General features: G+C 71.6%; 13 protein-coding genes. 3 read left to right on the forward strand and 10 right to left on the reverse strand.

Annotated elements, in window-relative coordinates:
• Nucleotides 1-48: 48 nt before the first annotated feature.
• The gene (argB, locus tag ABKA17_RS20635; protein WP_502994318.1) at nucleotides 49-894 is read left to right on the forward strand and encodes an acetylglutamate kinase; all 846 of its coding nucleotides are present in this window, start codon (nucleotides 49-51) and stop codon (nucleotides 892-894) included.
• Here the strand turns inward: argB and ABKA17_RS20640 are convergent.
• Nucleotides 827-1048 (reverse strand): MbtH family protein, encoded by a 222-nt coding sequence (locus tag ABKA17_RS20640; RefSeq protein WP_353693577.1) that lies wholly within the window; start codon nucleotides 1046-1048, stop codon nucleotides 827-829. The genes argB and ABKA17_RS20640 overlap by 68 nt on opposite strands.
• Nucleotides 1049-1168: 120 nt before the next feature.
• Here ABKA17_RS20640 and ABKA17_RS20645 point away from each other — a divergent pair, with 120 nt between their 5' ends.
• A complete protein-coding gene (locus ABKA17_RS20645; protein ID WP_353693578.1) occupies nucleotides 1169-2254 on the forward strand; it encodes an alpha/beta hydrolase-fold protein in 1086 nt (361 codons plus the stop codon).
• A gap of 12 nt (nucleotides 2255-2266) precedes the next feature.
• Here ABKA17_RS20645 and ABKA17_RS20650 read toward each other — a convergent pair whose 3' ends face one another.
• The 8 genes from ABKA17_RS20650 to ABKA17_RS20685 all read right to left on the reverse strand — a co-directional run bounded on the left by ABKA17_RS20650 (nucleotide 2267) and on the right by ABKA17_RS20685 (nucleotide 22293).
• A complete protein-coding gene (locus ABKA17_RS20650) occupies nucleotides 2267-3967 on the reverse strand; it encodes an ABC transporter ATP-binding protein (protein WP_353693579.1) in 1701 nt (566 codons plus the stop codon).
• Complete coding sequence (locus ABKA17_RS20655) at nucleotides 3954-14846, reverse strand: non-ribosomal peptide synthetase (protein ID WP_353693643.1); 10893 nt, start codon at nucleotides 14844-14846, stop codon at nucleotides 3954-3956. The genes ABKA17_RS20650 and ABKA17_RS20655 overlap by 14 nt, the downstream gene beginning before the upstream one ends.
• 58 nt (nucleotides 14847-14904) lie before the next feature.
• Complete coding sequence (locus ABKA17_RS20660; RefSeq protein ID WP_353693580.1) at nucleotides 14905-16692, reverse strand: ABC transporter ATP-binding protein; 1788 nt, start codon at nucleotides 16690-16692, stop codon at nucleotides 14905-14907.
• Between the two features lie 2 nt (nucleotides 16693-16694).
• A complete protein-coding gene (locus tag ABKA17_RS20665; RefSeq protein WP_353693581.1) occupies nucleotides 16695-17756 on the reverse strand; it encodes an iron-siderophore ABC transporter substrate-binding protein in 1062 nt (353 codons plus the stop codon).
• Nucleotides 17757-17883: 127 nt separating this feature from the next.
• Nucleotides 17884-18705 carry an ABC transporter ATP-binding protein gene (locus ABKA17_RS20670; RefSeq protein ID WP_502994319.1) on the reverse strand — a complete coding sequence of 274 codons (822 nt, stop codon included), beginning with the start codon at nucleotides 18703-18705 and terminating at the stop codon, nucleotides 17884-17886.
• A gap of 56 nt (nucleotides 18706-18761) precedes the next feature.
• The gene (locus ABKA17_RS20675; RefSeq protein WP_353693583.1) at nucleotides 18762-19847 is read right to left on the reverse strand and encodes a FecCD family ABC transporter permease; all 1086 of its coding nucleotides are present in this window, start codon (nucleotides 19845-19847) and stop codon (nucleotides 18762-18764) included.
• Nucleotides 19844-20902 (reverse strand): FecCD family ABC transporter permease, encoded by a 1059-nt coding sequence (locus tag ABKA17_RS20680; RefSeq protein ID WP_353693584.1) that lies wholly within the window; start codon nucleotides 20900-20902, stop codon nucleotides 19844-19846. The genes ABKA17_RS20675 and ABKA17_RS20680 overlap by 4 nt, the downstream gene beginning before the upstream one ends.
• 11 nt (nucleotides 20903-20913) lie before the next feature.
• Nucleotides 20914-22293 carry a lysine N(6)-hydroxylase/L-ornithine N(5)-oxygenase family protein gene (locus tag ABKA17_RS20685; RefSeq protein ID WP_353693585.1) on the reverse strand — a complete coding sequence of 460 codons (1380 nt, stop codon included), beginning with the start codon at nucleotides 22291-22293 and terminating at the stop codon, nucleotides 20914-20916.
• Nucleotides 22294-22553: 260 nt separating this feature from the next.
• Here ABKA17_RS20685 and ABKA17_RS20690 point away from each other — a divergent pair, with 260 nt between their 5' ends.
• Complete coding sequence (locus ABKA17_RS20690) at nucleotides 22554-23501, forward strand: methionyl-tRNA formyltransferase (RefSeq protein ID WP_353693586.1); 948 nt, start codon at nucleotides 22554-22556, stop codon at nucleotides 23499-23501.
• Between the two features lie 110 nt (nucleotides 23502-23611).
• On the opposite strand, the gene ABKA17_RS20695 is transcribed toward ABKA17_RS20690, so the two are convergent.
• Nucleotides 23612-24556, reverse strand: coding sequence for a DUF8832 domain-containing protein (locus tag ABKA17_RS20695; protein ID WP_353693587.1), 945 nt, complete (start codon nucleotides 24554-24556; stop codon nucleotides 23612-23614).
• Between the last annotated feature and the right edge of the window lie 170 nt (nucleotides 24557-24726).

The raw sequence follows: 24726 nt of genomic DNA on the forward strand, positions 1-24726 counted from the left end.
CAGGCGCCGCCGAGCGGCATCGTCGTCGTCAAGTACGGGGGCAACGCGATGGTGGAGGGCGCTCTCCAGCGCGGATTCGCGAGCGACGTGGTGGAGTTGCGGCGCGCGGGCCTGCGGCCGGTCGTGGTGCACGGGGGCGGGCCGCAGATCAGCGCGATGCTCGACCGGCTCGGCCTGGAGACCCGTTTCGAGGCGGGGCTGCGGGTCACCACGCCGGAGGCCATGGACGTGGTGCGCATGGTGCTGTCCGGGCGGGTGCAGCGCGAACTGGTGGGCCACATCAACCGGCACGGGCCGTACGCGGTCGGCATGACCGGGGAGGACGCCCACACGATGACCGCCGAGCGGCGGCGGGTACGGGTGGAGGGGCGTCTCGTGGACATCGGTCTGGTCGGCGATGTCGTCCGCGTGAACCCGGGTGCGGTCAACGGCCTGATGACCCAAGGGCACATCCCCGTCGTCTCCCCCGTGGCCCGCGGCGAGGACGGTCAGGTCTACAACGTCAACGCCGACATCGCGGCGTCGGCCCTGGCCGTGGCCCTCGGCGCCGAACGGCTGGTGATGCTCACCGACGTCGAGGGCCTGTACGCCGGGTGGCCGCACGACACCCGGGTGATCGAGCGCTTGACCGCCGGTGAACTGGAGGCGCTGCTCCCGGAGTTGGCGAGCGGGATGCTGCCCAAGATGGAGGGCTGCCTGCGTGCCGTCCGGGGCGGGGTCCGCAGCGCGCAGGTGCTGGACGGCCGGGTGCCGCACGCCCTGCTCCGGGGCGTCCTCGGAGAGGACAGCCCCGGCACCACGGTCGTCCCGGACGGCTCCGCGACCGCTACGCGGGGTCGGACTCCAGGGTCGCCGCGAGTGAACGGGGGCGCAGATCGGTCCAGTTCGCCGTGACGTAGTCCAGACACGCCTCTCGGCTGTTCTCCTCGAAGACGGTCCGCCACCCCCCGGGAACCTCGGCGAAGGCGGGCCAGAGCGAGTGCTGGCCCTCTTCGTTCACCAGGACCAGAAAGCGCCCATCGGCGTCGTCGAAAGGATTGGTGCTCACGTTCCATGCCTCCTCGGGAACCGACGGACCGGTGACAGCCGGGGAATATCATGATTAGGTTAGGCTCGCCTAATTACGGCGAGCTTAGCCTCTCCCTTTCGCTCTCACAAGGAGACGTTCATGCCGCGGAACGCCTTCGTCGAGTTCGGACTGTCCGGGGAACCCGGGACCGACGCGTTCTGGGCGACGGCCCGGGGCCCGGTGTCGGTGCCGGCCGACGACGGTGGCTGGACCACCTTGTTCCTGTGGCGCGGATCCGAGGCGAGCGTCGACTTCGAGAGCTGGTCCGAGCCGGTCCCGCTGCGCAGATGGCACGACACGGACTGCTGGTACGCCGAGGTGCGCATGCCCCGACGGCTGCGGGTGACCTACCAGTTCCGCACCGACACCGCCGCGCACGCCGACCCGTTCAACCCCTGCGGCGCGGGCGGCGACCGGTCCCTCGCCGCGACCCCCGACGCCCCGGCCCAGCCGCACTGGCCCGCCCTGGGCCCGGACGACGTCCTCCCGCTCCCCCGCACCCGGATCCGCTGGAGCAGCGAGCGGCTCGGCGGACGCCGTACCGTACGCGTCCAACCCGTGGGCGGCGGCGGGCCGTTGGTCCTGCTGCTCGACGGCGACGACTGGCTGTATCTGCACCCGGCGACGACCGCCTTCGAGTCGGCCGTCGCCCAGGGCGAGTCACCGCCCGTCACCCTGGCCTTCCTTCCGGCCAGGGACCGGGAGGCCGAGTTCGCCTGCCGGCCCGGGCTCTGGGAGGCGGTCAGGGACGAACTGCTGCCCCTGGTGGCGGAGTCCGGGGTCCCCGCCGACCCGGACCGGCTGGTGGTCGCCGGACAGAGCCTCGGTGGGTTGAGCGCGCTGTACGCGGCGCTGGAATTCCCGGACCTGGTGTCCCGTATCGCCTGTCAGTCGGGGTCGTTCTGGTGGACGCCCGACGCCCTGGAGAGCGCGGACCCCCTGGGCGGCCCGGTCGGCGGCACCGTCGCCACGCGGCTGCGGGAGAGCAGCCCCGACCTTTCCGGTCTGCGGATCGCCTTCGACGTGGGGGAACACGAGACGCGGATGCTCCCCCACTGTGAGCTGACCGAGTCCTTGACCGAACGGGCCGGTGCGACGGTGCGCATCTCGCGCTCGCCCTCGGGGCACGACCGCGCGGGCTGGCGGGAGGCCCTCCTCAGGGACGTGGTCTGGGCCCTCGGCTGAGGGCCGGGTCGGCTATCTGGCCACCGCCGGACCGTAACTCGGCTCGGTGGCCAGCAGGTTGCGGTGGGTGTCGTCGGCGGTGATGACGCCGTCGTCCAGGACGAGGACCCGGTCCGCGGCGTCCAGCAGGGCCGGGCTGCTGGTGAGCACGACGGTGGTCCGGCCCCGCCGGACTTTCGCGATGTTGCGCGCGATGAGCTGTTCGGTGACCGCGTCGACGGCAGTCGTCGGATCGTGCAGGACGAGGATGTCGGTGTCGGCGGCCAGGGCTCGGGCCAGCGACAGCCGTTGGCGCTGCCCTCCGGACAGGTTCGCGCCGCGGTCGCGCACCCCGTGGTCGAGGCCCTCCCGGTGCAGGGCGACGACATCCGTCAGCAGGGACGCCTCGACCGCCTCGGGCACCGTCCGGCTGTTGCCCGAGGGGTCGATGTTGCTGCGCAGGGTGCCCGCGAAGATCTCCCCGTCGTAGGGATTGACCAGGAGGTGCTCCCGGACCGCCTCGACCGACAGGTCCGCGAGGTCCCGGCCACCGAGCCGTACGACTCCCTCGTAGGAGTCCGGTGGGACCCGCACGGCCAGGATCGACGCCAGGTCGGCCGCCGCGCGCGGCTGATAGGCGGCGATCGCCACGAACTCCCCCGCCGCGACCTGGAACTTGAGCTCGCGCAGGGTTCCGTGCCGGACGCCGTCGATCTCCAGGTCCCCGCCTGCGGCCGGGCGTTCCGGTCCCGGGGTCGTCACCGGCGGCGCCGCCAGCACGAGCGCCATCCGGGCGGCCGACGCCCGCGCGATCATCACGTACTTGGGCATCTCCGAGAACAGCTTCAGCGGTTCGATGATGAACTGCGCGAGCCCGACGGCCATGACGAGCTCGCCGACGGTGATCCGGCCCTCGAAGGCGAGCCAGCCCGACATGAGGGTCACCGCGGCCGCGAGGATCGCGTTCAGGGCCAGCGCGGCGCCCGCGTAGGCGCCGTTGACCCGGGCGACGGTGATCGCCTGGTGCTTCGCCTCCGTGCTGACCTTCCGGTAGGAACCGAACGCCGCGTGGTTGCCGCCGAAGCCGTGCAGCGGGCGCAGACCGCTGATCAGGTCGGCGACCTTCGCGCCGGCCCGCGCCACCCGGGCCTGCTGTTCCTGGGTGCTGTCGCCGATCCGTTTGGACAGCACGCTCAGGATCGACAGGATCGCCACGGTTCCGACGATCACCAGCAGTCCCAGCCGGATGTCGGCCACGCCCAGTGCGACGGCCGCGACCAGCACCGCGACCAGCGAACTGACCAGCAGCGGCACCACCTCGATGATGTCGGCCGTCTGGTCGGCGTCCTCGGTGGCGATGGTCAGCACCTCGCCGGACTTCAGATCGACGTCCCGGGCGACCGGTTGGAGGCCGCAGGCCGCGACCCGTACCCGCCAGCGGTGCGCCTCGGTCGTGTTGGCCTTCTGCAGGACGCGCATCCCGAACCGCCACGACAGCGACACGGTCGTGACGATCACGGCGAGCGCCCCGATCGACAGACCGAGCGCGCCGAGGCTCCGGTCCTGCATCGTGTGCTCGACGATCAGGCCCAGCGCGATCGGGAACGCCGTCTCGCCGGCCTGGTACAGGCCCATCAGGACGGTGCCCCAGATCATGGCGCCGACGTTGCGGCGCAGGGCGATCCGGAGGATGTCGGCCCCCGAGCGGGGCTGCTGTGTGTCAGGAGTTGTCATCGAGATGGCGGGCAATCGCTTCCGGGGTGCGCAGGGTGAACAGGTCACGGATCGTGATGACGGGGCCGAACTCCCGGCGGAGCAGCCCGACCAGGCGTACCGCCAGCATGGAGTGTCCCCCCAGGGACACGAAGTCTCCCACCGCGCTCACCTCGTCGTCGTCCAGGTCCAGTGCCTCGGCGAAGTACTCGCACACCAGGGTCTCCGTCCCGGTCCGCGGGCCGCGCTCCCCCGATGTGGTCAGCGCGCCCAGCGGCTTGGCCTCCGGCAGCGCCTTGGTGTCGGCCTTCCCGTTCACGGTCAGCGGGATGCTGTCGACCTGGGCGTAGTGCGTCGGGCGCAGGAAGTCCGGTAGTCCGGCACCCACTTGGGCGGCGACCTCGGCCAACTCGGCGCCCTCCAGCACCAGATAGGCGGCGAGCCGGTACGCCCCGTCGACCTGCGGGTCGGCCTGGGCCACGGCGGCCACGAAGCGCACCGCCGGATGCGCCGCGAACACCGCCTCGACCTCGCCGAGTTCGACGCGGTGCCCACGTATCTTGACCTGCTGGTCGGTGCGGCCCAGGTACATCAGGTTCCCGTCGGGCCTGCGCACGACCAGGTCGCCCGTGCGGTACATGCGCTCACCGGGCGCACCGAACGGGCACGCCACGAACCGGTGGGCGGTCTGCGCCGGTTGGCCCAGATAGCCGCGCGCGATACCGATGCCCGCCACGTACAGCTCGCCCGGGACACCGTCCGGCAGGGGCCGCAGCCAGGGGTCGAGGACGTACACGTCGGTGTTGTCGATGGCCACGCCGACCACCGGGTCCTCGCACTCGAAGGTGCCGACGCCCAGGGTGTTGATGGTGTACTCGGTGGGCCCGTACAGGTTGTAGCCGACGGTCCCCTCGGTCTCGGCGAGCCGCTGCCACAGTGTGGGGGTGACGGCCTCACCGCCCAGCAGGACCAGTGGCGGCCGCCGCTCCGGGTTGTCCAACAGGCCCTCGGCGAGCAGCTGTTGCGCGTAGGTCGGGGTCACGTTGACGACGTCGATGGCGTGCTCCAGGCAGTACTCCACCAGTCGGGGCGCGTCCCGGCGCAGCTCCTCGTCACAGATGTGCACCTCGTGTCCGTCGGCGAGCCACAGCAGCTCCTCCCACGACATGTCGAAGGCGAACGACACGGTGTGCGCGATCCGGAAGAGCCGGTGGCCGTGCTCGGCCAGCACCGGTTCGAAGATCCGGCGCTGGTGGTTGATCAGCATGTTGGTGAGTCCGGCGTACTCGGTCACCACGCCCTTGGGCTTCCCGGTCGAGCCGGAGGTGTAGATCGTGTACGCGGGGTGCCGCAGCCGGTGCGGATCGTCCGGGTCGAACGTTACGAACGGCTCCGCCGGGGGCAGCGGCCGGTCCAGCTCGATCAGGTCACGGGCCGGCCCGGGCAGCCGGGGCGACACGGCGCTCACGGTGAGGATCACGTCCGGACGGGCGTCCTCGACGATGGCCGCGATCCGTTCGTCGGGGTGGTCCAGCTCCAGCGGTACGTAGGCGGCGCCCGCGCGCAGGACGGCGAACAGCGCCACGATGGAGTCGAGGGAGCGCGGCACGGCGAGACCCACGGTCCGCTCGGGGCCGATGCCCCGCGCGGCGAGCACTCCCGCCACCGCGCGGCTGCGGTCGCGGAGCTCGGCGAAGGTCATGCTCGCTCCCTGGGCGACGAGCGCCACCCGCTGCGGATCGCGGTCCGCCGCCCGGTCGAAGCGGTCGACGACGGTGTCCGTGCCGACGTCCGTGCGCGCACCGGACTCGGGTCGGCGGCCCGGGCCCGGCAGCGCGCCCAGCGGCCCGGTGGCGCGGGCCAGGTTCTCCAGCGTCCGCAGGTAGTCGTCGAGGAGACGGCGGGCGCCGGCGGTGTCGTCGTCGCGGTACTCGAGCTTGACCGTGAGGCGGTCGCCGGGGGTGACGACCCAGGTGAACGGGTAGTGGGTGGAGTCGTCGGCCTTGACCGAGGTGATGCCGTGCCGGGCGTTCATCTCGGCGAAGGCGTCCAGGTCCAGGAAGTTCTGGAGCACGAACAGGTTGTCGAACAGGGTGTCGTGTCCGCTGGCCCGCTGGATCTCGCCCAGCCCGAGGTGCTCGTGGTCCATCGCCGCGACCCGGTCGGCCTGTACGGCCGTCAGATACGCGCGGACGGTGTCGTCGGGGCGGGCCCGTGTCCACGTGGGCACGGTGTTGAGCAGCACGCCGACGACGTCGGCGAGCCCTTCGCCGTCCCGGCCGGAGACGGTGACACCGAAGACCGCGTCGCCGCGGCCCGTGTGCGCGCCGAGCAGCAGGCCGAAGGCGCCGGTGAGCACGGAGTTGAGGGTGACGCCGTGCTGACGGGCCGCGTCCCGCACCAGGTCCGACAGTTCGGCGGAGACGGTGTGGACGACAGCGCGCGGCAGGTCGTCCGTGAGGGTGGGTCGCGGTCCGGCGAGCAGGGTCGGGCCGGAGAGACCCGCGAGGTGCTCGGCCCAGAAGCGTTCCGAGACGGCGGGGTCCCTGGCGGCCAGTGCCCGGGCGTGGTCCTCGAAGCTGGGCGTGGCGGGGACCGCGGTCGGCGTCTCGCCCGCGAGCAGCGCCCGGTAGGCCTCGAACAGGTCCCGCAGCACGATCTCGCGGGACCAGCCGTCCCACAGCAACAGGTGGTAGCTGAACAGCAGGCCGTCGCGCCCGTCGGGCAGCCGCACCACGGTCAGCCGGAGCAGCGGGGGCTCGCCCGGGTCGAAGCCGGTCGCGCGGTCCCGGGCGCGCAGCTCGTCGACCGCGGCGTCCGTGGCCACCTCGACCGTGCGGACGTCGACCCGGCGGTGGGCCTTGAGCACCTGCACCGGGTTGCCGTCGTCGTCGGTGGTGAAGCCGGCGCCCACCACCGGGTGCCGTGCGATGACGTACGCCATCGCCTGTGCCGGCGCGTCGGGGTCCAGGCGCCGGTCGAAGGTGAACCAGCTCTGCGCGACGTAGGGTCCGGTCGAGCCCGCGAGCTGGGCCTGGAAGTACAGGCCGCGTTGGAGCGGGGTGACCGGAGCCGTGCGCTCGGCCGTCGTGGCGCTGTCCGCGACGCGCTCCAGGGCGTCGAGCCAGTGCCCGGTGATGTCGTCGGGGACGCCGTCGGCGAGGGTGAACTCCGCGTGCAGGCTTGCGGTGGTCTCGTCGAGCCAGGCGTTCACCTCGACGGCGTACGGGCTGCCCTGGTCGCCGCCGGTCAGGCGGACGGCCTGCGACTCGGTGCCGCGGCCGAGATAGTTGAACAGCACCTGCGGGCGGCCGGTCAGCGACGGGGCCGTCTGCGGGTTGAGATACCGGAGCCCGCCGTAGGCGAGGTGCGTGCGCTCGTCCGGTCGGCGTTCCGCGAGCTCGCGGGCCGCGGCCACGGGGTCGGTGTGCGCGGTGAGCCGTACGGGTGCGATGGCGGTGAACCAGCCGACGGTACGGCTGTAGTCGTGGTGTTCCAGGACGGGTACGCGGCCGTGGTGCTCGAGGTCGATCGCGAGGTCGGTGGGCTCGGGCTGGATACGGGTCAGCGCCGTGCGCAGGGCGCCGCACAGCAACTCGGTGAGGCCGACGCCGAGTGCCGCGGGGGCGGTGCGCGTCAGGCGGCCGGTGACGTCGGGCGCCAGGACGACCGTGGTCTCGCGCAGCCCCTCGGCGGGCGGAAGGGGCGTGGGCGCCTGGAGTGTGCCGGTCCAGTGCGCGAGGGTGTCGAGCGACCGGGTGGCCTCGAGCGTCAGCGCCTCGGCGTACTCGGCGTAGGAGGTGGTCGCGGGCGCCAGGGGCTCACGGCGCAGCGCGGCGGCCAGGTCGTCCAGGAGGATCAGCCAGGACACCGCGTCCACGGCGAGATGGTGCACCGTGATCACCAGTGTGCGGCTCGACTCCAGCCAGGCGAAGGCGACGACGTCCCCCGACTCGGGGTCGAGGCGCTCGGCGGCGTCGTTCGCGGCCCTCGTCGCGTCGGTGGTGTCCGGCCGTAGGACCGTGATGTCCCGGGCGGATTCGGTGTCGAGCGCCCATACGCCGTGCTCGGTGCGGAGTCTGAGGCGCAACGCCGGGTGTGCGGCAACGACGGCACGCGCGGCTCGTTCGATGCCCGCGAACTCGGTGCCCTCCGGTGCCGTCAGTGCTCTGGCCTGCGCGAACCCGGCGAGGGATCCGCCCAGTTCACGCTGGCGCAGCACGATCGGCGTCGGGGGCAGCGGGCCGTCGACCCGGGGGGCGGGCGCCGGCGCCGGGTCGGTCTGCGGGGTGCGGGTGCCCAGTCGGTCCGCGAGCGCGCGCGGTGTCCTGTGCAGGAACACGTCCCGGGGGGCCATGGGCAGACCGAGCGCCCTGGCCTGGTTGACCACGGTGATGGCGACGATGCTGTCGCCGCCGGCCGCGAAGAAGTCGGTGTCGCCGTCCACCGCGGCGCCCGGCAGCGTCTCGGTGAAGATCTCGACCAGGGTGGTGAGCGCGGCGGCGCTCGTGGCCACGGGGGTGGTGTCCTGCGCGGCCCGTTCGGTCAGGGCCTTGCGGTCCAGCTTGCCGTTGACCGTCAGCGGCAGCGCGTCGACCGTCAGCACCCGGCCCGGCACCATGTACGCGGGCAGCTTCGTGGACAGCAGGGCGGCGAGGTCGGCGGGCGCGCTGCCCACGAGGTGCGCCACCAGGTGGTCGCCGCTAGCCGCCACGGTCACGGCGACGTCGATCACGCCGTCGAGCTCCCTGATCGCGGTCTCCACCTCGCCCGACTCGATGCGGAAGCCCTTGAGTTGGACCTGGTCGTCGGCGCGTCCGACGAACTCCAGCTCGCCGTCGAGGGTACGGCGGGCGAGGTCGCCGGTGTGGTACATGCGGGAGCCGTCGGCCGCGAACGGGTCCGCCACGAAGCGGCCCGCGGTCAGCTCCGGCCGGCCCAGATATCCGAGCGAGACCTGGTCACCGGCGACGTAGATGGCGCCGACCCGGCCCGGCGGCACCGGTCGTAGCCGGTCGTCGAGGAGGTGGGTGACCAGGCCGGGGATCGGCCCGCCGATCGGGCTGGTGTCGTCGCCGTGGGCGAAGTCCGCGTCGGTCAGCACCCGGTGGGTGACGTGGACGGTGGTCTCGGTGATGCCGTACATGTTCACCAGCTCCGGCGAGCCGGTGCCGTGCCGCTCGACCCAGTCGCGCAGCCGCCCGAGGTCCAGTGCCTCGCCGCCGAAGATGATCCGCCGCAGTGCGGGCAGCGGCGCACCGGCGTGCCGGTCGGCCTCGATGAACTGGTAGAAGGCCGAGGGGGTCTGGTTGAGCACGGTCACCCCGAGCTCCCGGACCAGCCGGTGGAAGTCGACCGGGGAGCGGGTCAGCCCGTACTCCGGCACCAGCAGCTCACCGCCGTGGGCCAGCGCGCCCCACAGCTCCCAGACCGCGAAGTCGAAGGAGTACGAGTGGAACTGGACCCATACGTCGTCCGGGCCGAAGTGCATCGCGGGCCGGGTGTTGGCCAGCAGGGTCACCACGCCGGCGTGCGGTACGACGACGCCCTTGGGACGCCCGGTCGAGCCGGAGGTGTAGATCACGTACGCGGGGTCCTGCGGCTGGACCTCCGGCAGCGGCGCGGCCCCCGGCGGCTCCTCCCCCTGCACGAGCACCCGGGCCGGGATGCCCGCCCGGGCCAGCAGTTCCGTGAAGCGCTCACGTTGCCCGGCGTCCACGAGGACGACCTCGGGGGCGGAGTCGGTGAGGACGTACTCCAGCCGTTCGTCGGGGTAGGCCAGGTCGAGCGGCACGTACGCGCCGCCCGCGGAGACGATCGCGACCAGGGCCACGACCTGCTCCAGAGAACGGGGTACGGCGACCGCGACCCGTTTGCCCGGGCCGACCCCGGCCGCGGCCAGGGCAGCCGCCAACGCGCCCTTGGCTTCTGCGAGTTCGCCGTAGGTGAGGGAACGCGTGCCGCCGTCGAGCGCGCACTGGGTGACGGCGGTGGCGGTCGGATCGCGGTGTGCGGCGGCGTCGAAGAGCGCGCCCAGTGTCGTCGGGGTGGCGTGCGCGGGGCGGCGGGCGGTGTCGGTGGCCAGGTCGTCGACCGGGGTGTCCGGGCGGGTGAGCAGGCCCGTCAGGGTCCGTTCGAAGTCGTGCAGGATCCCCTGGGCGCTCGACTCCCGCAGCAGGTCGCCGTCGTAGATCAGGTTGAAGCGGGGGCGGCCGTCCGAGTCGCGCTCCACCACCAGGGTCAACGGGTAGTGCGGGGCGCCCTCGTTGACGATGTCGGTGACGGCCACCTCGTCGCCGGGCCCGCGCAGCGTGGCCGGGTCGGTCGCGACGTCGAAGACCACCAGGGTGTCGAACAGCGAGCCCGCACCGACCTGTCGGCCGATGCGTGCCAGCGAGACGTGCTGGTGGGGCAGTACCGCGCTCTGGTGCTCCCGCACCGAGGCGAGGAGCTCGCGCGATGTGGTGGCCCGGGACCAACGGGCCCGCACGGGGATGGTGTTGATGAACAGGCCCACCATGTCCTCGATGCCGGGCACGTCCACGTCCCGCCCTGACACGGTGGAGCCGAACACCACGTCCCTGCCGTGCAGGATGCCGCCCAGCGTCACCGCCCAGGCGCTGTGCACGGCCACGCTGAGGGGGACTCCGGCCGCCCGGGCGGCCGCGTCGATGTCGCCGTCCGGTTCCAGGGCGGTGTCGGCGAACCTGTCCGAGGGGGTGTGTCCCTCGGCGACCAGTGAGGGGCCGGGCAGCTCGGCGAGTTCGGCGCGCCACACCCGGTCGCTCTGGTCCGCGTCGCGCTCGGCGAGGCGGCGCACGTAGTCGGGGAAGCCGCGCAGCGGGTACACCGTTCCCGGCGCGTGGTACTCGGCGAGCAGCGCCCGGAGCATCGGGGGCACGGACCAGCCGTCGGCGATGATGTGGTGCACGGTCTGCACCAGGACGGTGCGGCCCGCGCCGGCGCGGACGAGGGTGTACCGCATGAGTGGTCCGGTGGCCAGGTCGAACCCGGCTCGGCGGTCCCGCTCGGCGTACGCGCGGATCTCGTCGTCGGTGATGCCGGGGCGGTCCAGCGTGGTGAACGGCGCTCGTACCCCGCGTTCCAGTACGGAGACCACGCGGCCGTCGGCGAGGGGCACGAAGCGTGCGGCCAGGTTGGGGTAGAGCTCCAGCAACCGGGTCGCCGCGGTCGCGAGCCGCTCTGCGTCCACCTCGCCCTCGAGGGTGAGGAGTTGCTGTTCGACGTAGGCGCCGGCCGAGTCGTCGTCGAAGACGGAGTGGAAGTACAGGCCCTCCTGCAACGGGGTCAGCGGCAGGACGTCCCGCAGCTGCGGTCCGTCGAGGGCGTCGACGTCGGCCTGGGTCAGCGATACCAGGTCGAAGTCGCTGGGCGTGTGGCCGCCCTGCTCGAGAGCGGCCAGCCCGGCGAGGGCGGTGCGGAAGTACCCGCCGATCGTGGTGATGTCCTGATCCGTGAACATCTCCTCGGGCCAGGAGATGCTGGTGACCAGCTCGTACTCGCCGTCCGGACCGGGCTCGGCGATCGCGTTGAACTCCAGGGCGCGCGGCAGCCGCATCCGCGGGTCGCGCTTCTCCCCCAACTGCCCGGTGGTACCGGCGAGTTGCCAATCCTCGGTGTCGCCCGCGGCGAAACGGCCCAGGTAGTTGAAGAGCACCTGGGGTGCGGGGGCGTCGAACTCGGCGTGGGTCAGATACCGCAGGGCCCCGTAGGAGACGCCGTTGTCCGGGACCTGGGCGAGATCCTCCTTGACGGCCTTGAGCGCGGCGGCCAGATACGCGGGTGCCGTGAGGTCGGCTGCCGTGCCGGGGTCGACGAGCACGGGGAAGAGGGTGGTGAACCAGCCGACGGTCCTGGACAGTTCGGGCTCGAAGCCGGCCGTGTCCGCCACGAAATGGCCCTCGCGGCCGTGGCCCTCCAGCTCGATGTGCGCGAACGTCTGGTCCTGCCCCCGGTCGCGGCGCCACCGGGCGAGGGTGACGGCGAGCGCGGTCAGCAGCACATCGTTGACGCCCGCGTGGAACTTCGCGGGGATCTCGCCGAGCAGGGCGGCGGTGACCTCGGGGCCGACCGAGACGGTCCGTACCCGTTCCCGTGCGACGGTGTCGGCGTCGGACAGCGGGCGCAGGGCGAGGGGGTCGTCCCGCCCCGGCAGGGGTCGACGGTAGTAGGAGCTGTCCGCGTCGAAGGCCGCGCGTTCCAGCAGCAGCGTCCAGCGCCGGAACGACGTACCTCCCGCGGGCAGTTCGATCGGCAGGCCGGAGGTGTGCTGCCGCCACGCGGTGGCTAGGTCCTCCATGAGCACCCGCCAGGACACGCCGTCGATGACCAGGTGATGGGCGGCCAGGACCAACTGCCGTGCCTCGCGCCGCCATACGGCCCGCAGCATCACGCCCTGGTCGGGGTCCAGTCCGGCGGTGGCGAGTGCGACGCACTCGTCGAGCGGCAGATCGCTGCGCTGCCAGGCCGGTTCGGACCGGTCCGCCTGCGGGATGTCGAAGCTCCAGCGGTCCGCGCGCACCAGCCGGGCGCGCAGCATGTCGTGCCGGGCGAGCACGGCGGCGAGGATCGCGTCGAGGGCGTCGGCCGTCAGGTCGGCGGGCGTGTTCAGCACGACGGACTGCACGAATCCGTCGATCGCGTCCGTGGTCTCACCGAGCCACTGCACGATGGGCGAGCCCACGACGGCGCCGGTCGCGACGTCGCGGTGGTCCACGGTCGTGACGACCTCGCGGCTCGCCACGGCGGCCAGTGCCCGGACGGTGCCGTGGGTGAAGATCTGCCGTGGCGTGGCGTGCAGGCCCTCCTCGCGCAGCGCGCCGAGCAGCGAGATCGCCAGGATGCTGTCGCCGCCGAGCTGGAAGAAGTCCTGGTCGGCGCCGACCTCTTCGAGCCGCAGGACCCGGGCGACCGCGCGGGCCACGGCCCGTTCGTCGTCGGTGGCGGGCGAGACGAGCGCGCCCGAGGTGAGCTCGGGTTCCGGCAGCGCGTTGCGGTCGAGCTTGCCGTTGGCGGTGAGCGGGAACTCCCGCATCACGACGATGTGGGCGGGCACCATGTACTCGACCATGTGCTCGCCGGCCCAGGCCCTGACGGCGTCGGCCCGCAGCTCCTCGTGGCCGGCGGCCGGGATGACGTATCCGACGAGGTAGGTGCCGCCCGCCGAGTTCTTGCGGGCGACGACGCAGGTGTGCCGTACGCCGGGGTGTTCCGCGAGACCGACCTCGACGTCCTCGATCTCCAGCCGCATGCCACGGATCTTGATCTGGTTGTCGACCCGGCCGAGGAAGTCCAGTGAGCCGTCGGGGGCGAACCGTGCGAGGTCGCCGGTGCGGTAGAGGCGGGAGCCGTCCGAGGCGAAGGGGTTGGCGACGAAGCGGGACGCGGTGAGGGCGGGTGCGTTGACATAGCCGCGGCCCAACAGGAAGCCGCCGACGTAGAGTTCGCCGCCGACCCCGACCGGGACGGGTCGCAGCTCGTCGTCCAGGACGTACAGCCGGGTGTTGGGGTTGGCCTTGCCGATCGAGGTCGACAGGCGTTCGGCCGCGCCCCGGTAGATGACGTGGGAGACGCCGATGGTCGTCTCGGCCGGTCCGTAGCCGTGGTACATGGGGATGTCGAGCTTGGTGCGGAACCGTTCGTACAGCTCCGGGGTGAGCACCTCGCCGCCGCACCACACGTGGCGGAGGCTGTCGAGGCGGCCGGAGTCGCCCGCGATCTCCAGCAGTACGTCCAGCATGGACGACACCAGGTAGGTGAAGGTGACGCGCTGTTCGGCGATGACGCCCAGCAGGTGGTGGGGGTCGCGTTCGCCGCCGGGCCGGAGGACCACCAGGCGGGCGCCGGACACCAGGGGCAGGAAGATCTCGTTGATGGAGATGTCGAAGGACAACGGCGCCTTGAACAGGGACGCGTCGTCGTGGCCGAAGCCGAGGATCTCGTGGACCTGCCACAGCAGTCGTTCGCTGATGGCCTCGTGGCGGATCATCGCGCCCTTGGGGCGGCCGGTCGAGCCGGAGGTGAAGATCACATACGCCAGTGAGTCGCCGGGCGCGGTGATCCCGGTGCCGCCGGTCGGGTAGGAGCCGAACCGCCAGTCGTCGAGGTCCACGGCCACGGCGTCCGGTTCGCTCGGGTCGTGGTCGCCCGAGTCGTTGAGCTGGACGACGACCGAGGCGTCCTCGATGACGACGGCGCGGCGTGCGGCGGGCCACTGCGGGTCGAGCGGGACGAACGCGCAGCCCGCCTGGAGGACGCCGAGCAGCCCGATCACCATCTCCGCGGAGCGGCCGAGGGAGATACCGACGACCTGTTCGGCGGTGAGCCCCCGCTCGACCAGGTGGTGAGCCAACTGACTGGAGAGCTCGGCTGTCTGACGGTAGGTCAGGGTGCGGTGCTCGTCGACGACGGCGATGGCGTCCGGCCGGTCGCGGGCCTGTTCGCGGAACATCTCCACGATGGTCGGGCGGACCCGGTCGGCGTCGGTGTCGTTCCACTCGGCCAGGGTCGCGAGCCGCGCCGCCGCACTGGAGGGGCCGATGGTGCCGAGAGGGCGGTCCGGGAAGTCGGCGAGGTCGTTCAGGGCCAGTTGCGCGTCGGCCGCCTCGACTCCGTCCGGTACGGCGATGCTCCAGCCGCCGTCGTCGGTCCGCCGACTGCCGGGCCCGGCACCGCCGTTGTCGACCCAGCCGAGCACGTCGGCGAAGAGTGTGGCGGGGGTGAGGTCGATGCCGTCGGGGCTGCGGCCCGTGGCCCAGTAGGCCAGCCCGATGGCGCACGCCTCGGCGACGGTCCGATCGGGGTGATCGCCGACTCGCCGGCGCAGGGCTGCCAGGTGGGTGAGGGAAAGCAGTACGAGACGAGCGCGCGGTTCCATCATCGAAAGACTCAGCACCCTTCCACGGTAAGAAAGTTAGGCTAGCCTAAGTTAGGTCTCCCTAACTACCCTCTCGCCAGGCCCGCCACAGACGTGCGTACCGGCCGCCCAGGGCCACCAGCTCCTCGTGCGTCCCCAGCTCCACGACCCGACCCGCGTCCAGCACGGCGATCCGGTCCGCCGCCATCGCCTGGGTGAGCCGATGGGCCACGAAGAGCGTGGTCCGGCCCGCGCACGCGGCCAGCACGGCCCGCTCCAGCTCGGCGGCGCCCTCGCTGCCCGCCTCGGCGGTCGACTCGTCGAGCACCACCACCGGCGCGCGGCCCAACACCAGCCGCGCCAGGGCGATCTGGGCGACCTTGGTGACGTCCAGACGCTCACCGCCCTCACCGACCGGGGTGTTCAGCCCCTCGGGCAGCTCCGCGACCCAGCGGTCGGCGCCGACCGTGCGCAGCGCGTCCGTCAGCTCCGCGTCCGTGGCCCGGGGCGCGGCCAGTCGCAGGTCGTCGGCGAGCGGACCGGAGAACACATGCGTCTCCTGGGTCAGGATGCTCACCAGGGCCCGTGCCCCGGCCTCGTCCAGTCCGGCGAGGTCGGTCGCCCCGATGCGTACGGTGCCGGCCTGCGGGGTCCCGATGCCCGCGACGAGCGCGGCCAGCGTCGTCTTGCCCGCGCCGGTCGCCCCCACCAGCGCCAGGGAACCGCCCGCCGGGATCGTCAGGTCGACGTCCCGCAGGACCGGTTCGTCGGAGTCGGGGTAGCTGAAGGTCACCCCCTCCACCGTCACCGGGTACGACAGGGAGTCCGCCCGTGCGACGGCCTCGTCACCCACCAGCCGGTCCGCCGCGCCCTCCCCCAGCACCCCGACCAGCCGGGTCAGGCTGGCGCCCGACTTCTGCGCCTCGTCGAAGGTGAACATGATGGAGCCGAGCGGGACGAACAGCCGGTGGAACAGCAGGGGGGCCGCCGACACCTCGCCGAGGCTGGCCGCGTCGGCTTCCAGCAGCGCGTAACCCACCAGCAGGATCAGGGTCAGTCCGATGAACTCGGCGCGGTTCTCCCGGCCGACGAACCGGCCGAAGAAGTGGAACACCTCGATGCCCAGGTCGCGCACCCGCCGTGACTCGCGGTCGACCTTCTCGCGGAAGGCCTCCTCCAGGCGGTAGGCCCGCACGGTGTCGATCCCGTTCAGACCGCTGATCAGCGCCTGGGCCCGGTCGGCCTGGGCCGCGCGCTGGGTGCGGTACAGGGGGGCGGAGCGCGGCAGGTACCAGCGCAGGGCCAGCGCGTATGCGGGCAGCGCGCAGGCGCCGGCCAGACCGAGCCGCCAGTCGAGGCCGAACATCCCGGCGGTGGCGATGACCACCAGCACGCCCGCCGAGAACACCGTGGGGACGGCCATGCGGATGCCCCGGGAGAGCACGGCGACGTCGTCGCCGACCCGGGACAGCACATCGCCCCGGCCGACCTGCTCGATCCGCGCGCTCGGCATCCCGAGCACGGCCCGGACGGCGGCCTCCCGCAGCTTCGCGAGCAGATCCGCGCCGAGCCGGCCGATCAGATAGGTCGACATCGCGGTGGCCACCGCGCCCAGCAGCGCGGCGGCCACCATCAGCACCCCGATCCTGACCAGGACCGTGCGGGACTCCCCGTCCACGACCCCGTCGACCACCTGGCCGAGCAGCAGTACCGGAAGCACCTGGAGCGCCGCTCCGGCCACCGAGGTGACCACGGTGGCCGCGGTCAGCCAGGGCACCTCACGACAGTGGGCCGCGACCCACCGGGCCGCCTCCCGCCCTGTCGTGGTGTGCAGGGCGGCCGAAGCGACCCGCGCGTCGGTGACAGTCACACCTAACCGGCCGCCGACTTGACGAGCTCGTCGATCGCGTACGGCATCGACGGCAGGGTGCCCTGCGAGATGGCCGCGCCGATGGCCGGGCCCTCACTGTCCAGCAGGTACGACACGTTGCCCTTCTTCACGGCGTCCAGGTTGGCGAAGAGCTTGAACTTCTTCAGCGCCTCGGTGTCGGCCTTGTCGTTGATGACGAAGATGTGGTCGACGTCGACGAGGTCGATGCGCTCCGGGGAGAGCTTGGTGTAGAAGCTGCCGTCCGCGACCTTGTCGATCTCGGTCTGGTACTTGAAGCCGATGCCCGACACCAGCCGGCCGCGCACATCGGTGGAGGTGAAGGGCGCCACCGAGTTCTCGTACCAGGACAGCACGACGGCGGTCTTGTCGGCGAACTCCGGGTGCGCCTTCTTCGCCGCGTCGAGTTGGCCCTGGACGTCCGCGATCATCTTCTCGCCCTCGTCGGCCTTGCCGAGCGCCGTGGCGATCTGGAGCGCGTTGTCCTGCCAGGGCGCGCTGAACGGCTCCTTCTCGGCCTTGGTGCGGCCGACCGTCGGAGCGATCTTGGAGAGCTTGTCGTAGGCGGCCTGGTCGACCTCGGAGTAGACCGCGATGATCAGATCGGGGCGCAGGGCGGCGATCTTCTCGTAGTTGGGGCCGGAGTCACCGTTCTTCATGATGACCTCGGGCTTGGTGTCGCCCCACTTGTCCTTCACCCAGGGCCACTGGGTGTTGATGTCCGGGCTCTGGCCCGGCGGGTTCGGGTACTGGTCCACCATGCCGACCGGCTTGATGCCGAACGCCAGGACGGTCTGGTCGTCGGTGTAGCCGACGGTGACGACCCGCTCGGGGGCCTTCTTGACGGTCGTGGACCCGAAGGCGTGCTCAACCGTCACGGGGAACGCCCCGGCGTCGGCCGCTGCCGCGGTGTTGTTGTCGTCGCTCGGCTCGTCCGAGGAGTCGGAACCGCATCCCGCGAGGAGGCCGACGGCGAGGGTCGCTGCGGACACCGTCGCCGCCAACCGCCGCCAAGGCTTCATGAGGGTCGTTCTGTGGAGGAGCATCCGCCATCCCTTGCCTTCGCACTGTCCACTGCGCCTCGTTCTAAGGGCAGGCAAACCTTATCCACAAAAATGAGGTTAGCCTAGCCTAACTGGACTTGTTTCCCTCGGAAGTTCGGCCAGGGGCGGCTCAACCGCCCGCGTGCGTACGGCCGATGGGCACGATGAGCGGTCGGTCTCCCGCCGGGTCGTCGATCACCATGGCGCGCAGCCCGAACGCCTCTTGCAGCAACTCGGCGGTGACCACCTCGCGCGGATGCCCCTGCGCCAGGACGGCCCCCTCCTTCATCACCACGAGGTTGTCGCTGTAGCGCGCGGCCAGGTTCAGGTCGTGCAGCACCATCACCACGGTGCAGCCCGACTCGTGCAGGTCGTCCACCAGATCGAGTACGTCGATCGCGTGCGCCAGGTCCAGATAGGTGGTCGGCTCGTCCAGCAGCAGCAGGTCGGTGCCCTGAGCCAGGGTCATCGAGATCCACACGCGTTGGCGCTGGCCGCCGGAGAGTTCGTCGACCGGGCGGTCGGCCAGGTCGGCCACCCCGGTCATGGCCAGCGCACGCCCGACGACGTCGGCGTCGTCCGAGGACCACTGCCGCAGCCAGCTCTGGTGCGGATGGCGCCCCCGGGCGACCAGGTCGGCGACCGTCAGCCCCTCCGGCGCGACCGGCGCCTGCGGCAGCAGGCCCAGCTTCTTCGCCACGTCCCTGGTCCGGAGCCGGGCGATGTCGTCGCCGTCCAGCAGGACCGTCCCCCCGACCGGCTTGAGCAGCCGCGACAGTGTGCGCAACAGGGTCGACTTCCCGCAGCCGTTGGGGCCGATGATGGTGGTGATCACCCCCGGCGGGATCGCCACGTCGAGCCCCTCGATGACGGTCCGGCCGCCGTACCCCACCGTGACGTCCCTGGCGGTCAGCCGTGCGGCCTGCCCGACCGTGGACTCGATCTCGGTCATGTCCTGAGCGACCACGTGGCCCCCTTGCCTTGAGGCTTGCCTGACTTGCGCATCATCTACCGGAGGTTCGCCCGCACCAGCAGGTAGACGAGGAACGGCCCGCCGATCGCCGCGGTGACCACACCGACCGGCAAGGACACCGGCAGCGCCGTACGGGCGACGAGGTCCGCGCCGATCAGCAGCAGCGCGCCCACCAGTCCGGAGGCTGCCATCGGTGGCGTCGGGAACCTCGCCAGCCGCATCGCGACCTGCGGCGCCACCAGCGCCACGAACGGCACCGGTCCCGCCGCGCTCACCGCGGCGCCGGCCAACAGGACCGCGCACAGCAGCATCACCGCCCGCACCATCGAGTACCGGACGCCCAGACCCGCCGCGACCTCGTCGCCGAAGTGCAGCGGCTTGAACTGGAAGGCGACGCACCACACGACGACGAGCAGGACGAGCGTGCACCACAGCGCCACCCGCACCTCGCCCCAGGAGCGGTCGTCCAGCGAACCGACCAGCCACGCCTGGGCCCTGGCCACGTCCCGGATGTCGGCCGTGGCCAGCAGCCAGGTCGTGATCGCCTCCGTCACGGCGGTCACCGAGAGGCCGATGAGGATGAGCCGGAACCCGTCGATCCCGCGCCGCCACGCCAGGAAGTACACCAGCAGACCCGTGCCGAGACCGCCCGCGAGCGCCGCCGTCGACAGGCCCACGGTGTTCGTGATCGCCGCGGCGGTCCCGCCCGAGACCGTCACCAGGAACACCGCGACCGCGCTGGCCCCTCCGGTGATCCCGAGGATGTCCGGACTGGCCAGCGGATTACGGGCGATGGACTGCGTGATCGCCCCGGAGACGCCCAACGCGATCCCCACGACGAGCCCCGCCATGGCCCGCGGCATCCGCAGGTCCATGATCACGAACTCGTCGACCTGTTCCCCCCGGCCGAGGATCGTGGCGATCACCCGGGGCAGGCTGATGGGGAAGTCCCCGATGCCGATGGACAGACAGAACAGCAGGAAGGTCGCCACGGCCAGCAGCAGCGTGACGCACAGGAGCCAGGGCCGCCACACGAACGACACCCGGCCCAGCCGCACCCCGGGCATCGGCGCCGACTCGGCGTCCGCCCGGTCCCTTGCCTTCACGTCCGCCCCGCTCATGCGTTCTTGAACTTTCCGAGCCACACCAGCGCCGCGAAGAACGGGGCACCGAGCAGCGCGACGACGACACCCGCGTCCAGCTCGCCCGGCCGTACCACCAGCCGACCCACGATGTCGCAGACCAGCAGGACGATCGCGCCGAGCAGACCGGCGTACGGCACCAGCCAGCGGTAGTCCGGGCCGGTGAGGTAGCGGGCCACGTGGGCCACCATGAGCCCGAGGAAGGCGATGGAACCGCACGCCGCCGTCGCCGCACCCGCGAGCAGGGTGATGGCGACGATGCCGACGGTCCGGCTCAGCGCGATGTTCACACCGAGCCCCCGGGCCACATCCTCGCCCAGGTTGAGCAGGCTGATCGAGGGCAGCGTGGTCAGCGCCAGCACGAGCCCCGCCGCGATGAACCCGGTCACCGGCCAGATGACGTCGAACCCGACCCCGGCGACGGAGCCCGCGTTCCAGAACCGCAGCGCGTTGAGCGCCGCCTGGTCCGTGAGCGCGATCGCCGTCGTCATCGCCGCGAGGAACACCGCGACCCCCTGCCCGGCCAGGGCGAGCGTCAGCGGGTTGCCCGCTCCCCTGCCGAGGCTGGACAGCCCGAACACCACGACACCGGCGGCCGCCGCGCCCAGGAAGCCGAACCAGACGTACTGGAACGGATTCCCGAGCCCGAACAGGGTGATCGCCGACACCACGGCGAACGAGGCACCGGAGTTCACCCCCAGCAGGCCGGTGTCGGCGATCGGATTGCGCGTGTACCCCTGGATCAGCGCCCCGCCGACGCCCAGGGCGATGCCCGCCACCACGGCGAGCACCGTCCGGGGCACCCGTACGGTCTGCACGATCAGCCTGATCTCGGTGTGCCGTTGGTCGGAGTCGGGCGCCGCGAACAGCCCGTGCCACACCTCGGCGGGGCTCAACGCCCGTGCCCCGACGGCCAAGGAGAGTGCCGCCGCGACGACGAGGATCACCACCAGGGCGCCGAGACCCACAACTCGACGCCGCCGGGCAGGCGTTGAGACCCGGGGCGCGGTGCGCTCGACTGCAGTCATGCCCATGTGGACGTACGTTATCCCTTTGATCGAACCGGCTGCGCGCCAGGCGTCACCGGCAGCGCGGCCGCGACCGAACGGGCCTCGTCCGAGGCGACCTTGAGGGTTCGGTCGACGATGGAGTCGAGGATCTCACCGACCCTGATCGCGGTGTTGGACAGCAGCGACGAGGTGATGCCGTGCGTGTGCTCCGTGCCGCCCTGGAGGTAGATACCGCAGCGCAGGTCGGGGTCGGTGGCGACACGGTAGTCCCGCAGGACGCTGACCCGCCCCTGATCGTCGCGCCGGCACAGGTCGGCGACCTCCCCGATGAGCCCTAGGGGGTCGACGGGGCTGTAGCCGGTGGCGCAGACCACCACGTCGGCGTCCAGGGCGGTCTCCTCGCCGGTGACCAGGGACGTCACGGCGGCCCGCACCCCGTCCGGGGTCTCCTCGACGCCGGTGAGACGCGAGACGTTGAGGAACCGCAGCCGCTCGGTGCCGAGGACCTTCTCCTGATACATCTGCCGGTACAGGTCGTCGATCAGATCGATGTCCACCACGGAGTAGTTGGTGTTGCCGTGGTAGTCCATCAGGCTGCGTTTCACCTCGTCCGGCGCGCCGAAGTACTCGTCGACCGCCTCGGGGTCGAAGATCCGGTTCGCGAAGGCGCTGTCGTCGGCCGGGCTGTAGCCGTAGCGGGTGAAGACGGCGCAGATCTCGGCCTGCGGGAAGCGCCGGTGCAGATAGGCGACGTTCTCGGCGGCGCTCTGACCGGCGCCCACGACGACGAAGCGCGAGGGCGCGGTGTCCGCCAACTCCTCGACCTTGGTGAGCAGTTCGGCGTTGTGCCAGACGCGGTCGGTGCGCTCGACACCCTCCGGCATCAACGGGCGCAGGCCGGTGCCGATGACGAGGTTGCGGGTCCGGTGGAGCGCGAGCCCCTCGCCCGAACGGACCGTCACATCCAGGTGGTCCACGACCCCGTCACGGACGACGGGTGACACGGAGACGACCTCGTGGCCGTAGGAGACCATGTGCCCGACCTGGGCCGCGGCCCACTCGAAGTAGTCGTGGAACTCCACCCGCAGCGGGAAGAGGTTCTTGTGGTTGATGAAGTCGATCAGCCGCCCCTTGCTCTTGAGATAGCAGAGGAAGCTGTACTCGCTGGTGGGGTTCCGCAGCGTCACCAGGTCCTTGAGGAAGGAGACCTGCATGGTCGCGTCGTCGATCAGCATGCCGCGGTGCCAACCGAAGCTCGGCTGCTGCTCGAAGAAGTGAGCGCTGACCGCTTCCCGCCCTTCGACGCGTGCGTTGTGCTCGTCGAGCGCGATCGCCATGGCCACGTTGGAGGGCCCGAAGCCAACGCCTATGAGGTCGTGGATCAGTGATGCGTCGTCAGGAAGAGCGGGTGTCATGTCACTCCCATCGTGCGGTCGGCCGCCCTGTGGAGCGGCCGATGGTCGAGCGTCGGGAAGATCTGGAATCGAGCACGCCTGTGGAGGCATCGGCTCAAAACTTAGGTAAGGCTAAGCTGATCCTGTGCGGCTGTCGATAGGCAAACCGGGCATCAGGGGGCGCGCCGCCGCCCAACTTGCGCCCCAACGAGCGCCATTGCGCGCTTAGGTAAGCCTTGCTTTACTGGCGCCGGTCAGTCCCTGCTCCGAGGAGGAACCGCATGCGGGTCGTCATGTTCGGCTATCAGACCTGGGGGCACCGGACCCTCCGAGCCCTCCTGGACTCCGAGCACGACGTGGTCCTGGTCGTGACCCACCCCAAGAGCGAGCACGTCTACGAGAAGATCTGGAGCGACTCGGTGGCCGACCTCGCCGAGGAGCACGGCGTGCCGGTCGTGATCCGCAACCGGCCTGACGACGACGAGCTGTTCGCACGCCTCAAGGAGGCCGACCCCGACATCATCGTCGCCAACAACTGGCGGACCTGGATCCCCCCGCGCATCTTCGACCTGCCCCGCCACGGCACGCTCAACGTGCACGACTCACTGCTGCCGAAGTACGCCGGCTTCTCCCCGCTGATCTGGGCCCTCATCAACGGCGAGACCGAGGTGGGCGTCACCGCGCACATGATGGACGACGAGCTCGACGCCGGCGACATCGTGCGCCAGGAAGCGGTGCCGGTCGGACCGACGGACACCGCCACCGACCTCTTCCACCGGACCGTCGACCTCATCGCCCCGGTCACGATCGGCGCGCTCGACCTCATCGCCTCCGGACAGACGGAGTTCACCCGGCAGGACCGCTCCCAGGCGAGCTTCTTCCACAAGCGGTCCATCGAGGACAGCCGTATCGACTGGGCCTGGCCCGCCGAGGACCTGGAGCGCCTGGTCCGCGCCCAGTCCGAGCCCTACCCCAGCGCGTACACCTTCCACCGCGGCAAGCGGCTCGAGGTCCTCGCCGCGGTCGTCTCCCAGGGGCGGTACGGCGGAACGCCCGGCCGCATCTTCTACCGCGAGGGCGACGGAGTGGTGATCGTGGCCGGGGCCGACGCCCGTACGGGCCGCAACCACGGCCTGGCGATCACCCGGGTGCGCACCGAGGACGGACGGGAGCTGCCCGCGACGGAGTACTTCACCTCCATGGGCGGCTATCTCACCCACCGCCCCTGACCCTCCACCCACCGGACAACTGCCCACACATGCGCAGTCGGCCCGGCGCCCCCGTCCGGGGCGCCGGGCTCCTGTTGTCCGGTGGGCACGGCCCTGCCACCGCGGACCGGTCAGTGCCCGTGACCGCCCTCCTCCGCGTGCCCGGCCTCGGGCTCGGGCGCGGCCGTCACCTCTCCGGCCGTCACGGTGAACGCCGCGGTGTGGACCTTCCCCTCGTGCTTGAAGTCCAGGAACAGTCGGTACGAGCCCTCGCTGGGTGCCGTGGCAGTGAACGAGATCCCGGGGCCGGACTCGGTCGCGCCGTCGCCGGGCTCGCCGTTGGGGTGGACGTGGAGGTAGGCCAGGTCACCGGAGCGCAGGGCGACGAGGTGGCCGTAGGCGCCGAGGTAGGGCTGGAGGTCGGTGACGGGCCTGCCGCCCCGGAAGACCTTGAGCTCGACCTCACTCTCGCCTCCCGGGCGCAGCCCGCCGCTCAGTTCGACCTTGTAGCCGTCGACGGTGGCGGTCGCGTTGCGCGCCGGGAGCCGCTGCGGCTCGTAGGCGCCCGAGGCCGCCAGGTCCGCGCCGAGGGTGAGGTTCTCGGCGCCCTTCCTCGCCGGGGTGAAGTCGGCGAAGACGCGGTAGCCGCCCGCGCGGGGCAGCTCGACGGGGATGCTCCAGGTGCCGTCGGCGGCGCGGGTCGGGTGCAGGTGGCGGAAGGTGACGAGGTCGCGTGAGGCGACGATGAGATGGAGTTCCTTCTCGTGCTCGCGCCGGTAGTCGGTGACGGCGCGGCCGCTCGCGTCGCGTACGACGAACCGCAGCTCGGCCCGCTGTCCGGCGGTGACGCTCGGGGTCCGCAGGTCGAGGGTGTAGCCGCCTTCGGAGATCTGTAGGCCGCCCGGGACATGTCCGCCGCCCGCCGCCGCGGAGGGGCTCGCCTCCTCGTGGCTGTCATGGCGTGCGGGCGCGCTCTCCGCGACGACCGGGTCGACACCCTTGCCCACGCCGTAGGCGGTGCCGAAGGTCGCGGCCAGCGCGGCGGCGAAGGCGGAGATCTTGAGTCCAGCGTGCATGGCCAGCTCCTGGGAAGACATTGCCCCCGGCTCGGACGCGGGGCCTCGATATGATCTGACCATACCCCTGGGGGGTACCAAGTCAAGCCCTTCGAACAACTTGCCTCAGATACCCTGTGGGGGTATACAGACCCTACAGCACGAATACCCCCGCCCCGTATCTCACGAGG

It is taken from the genome of Streptomyces sp. RG80, from assembly GCF_040446465.1.
Classification (GTDB): domain Bacteria; phylum Actinomycetota; class Actinomycetes; order Streptomycetales; family Streptomycetaceae; genus Streptomyces.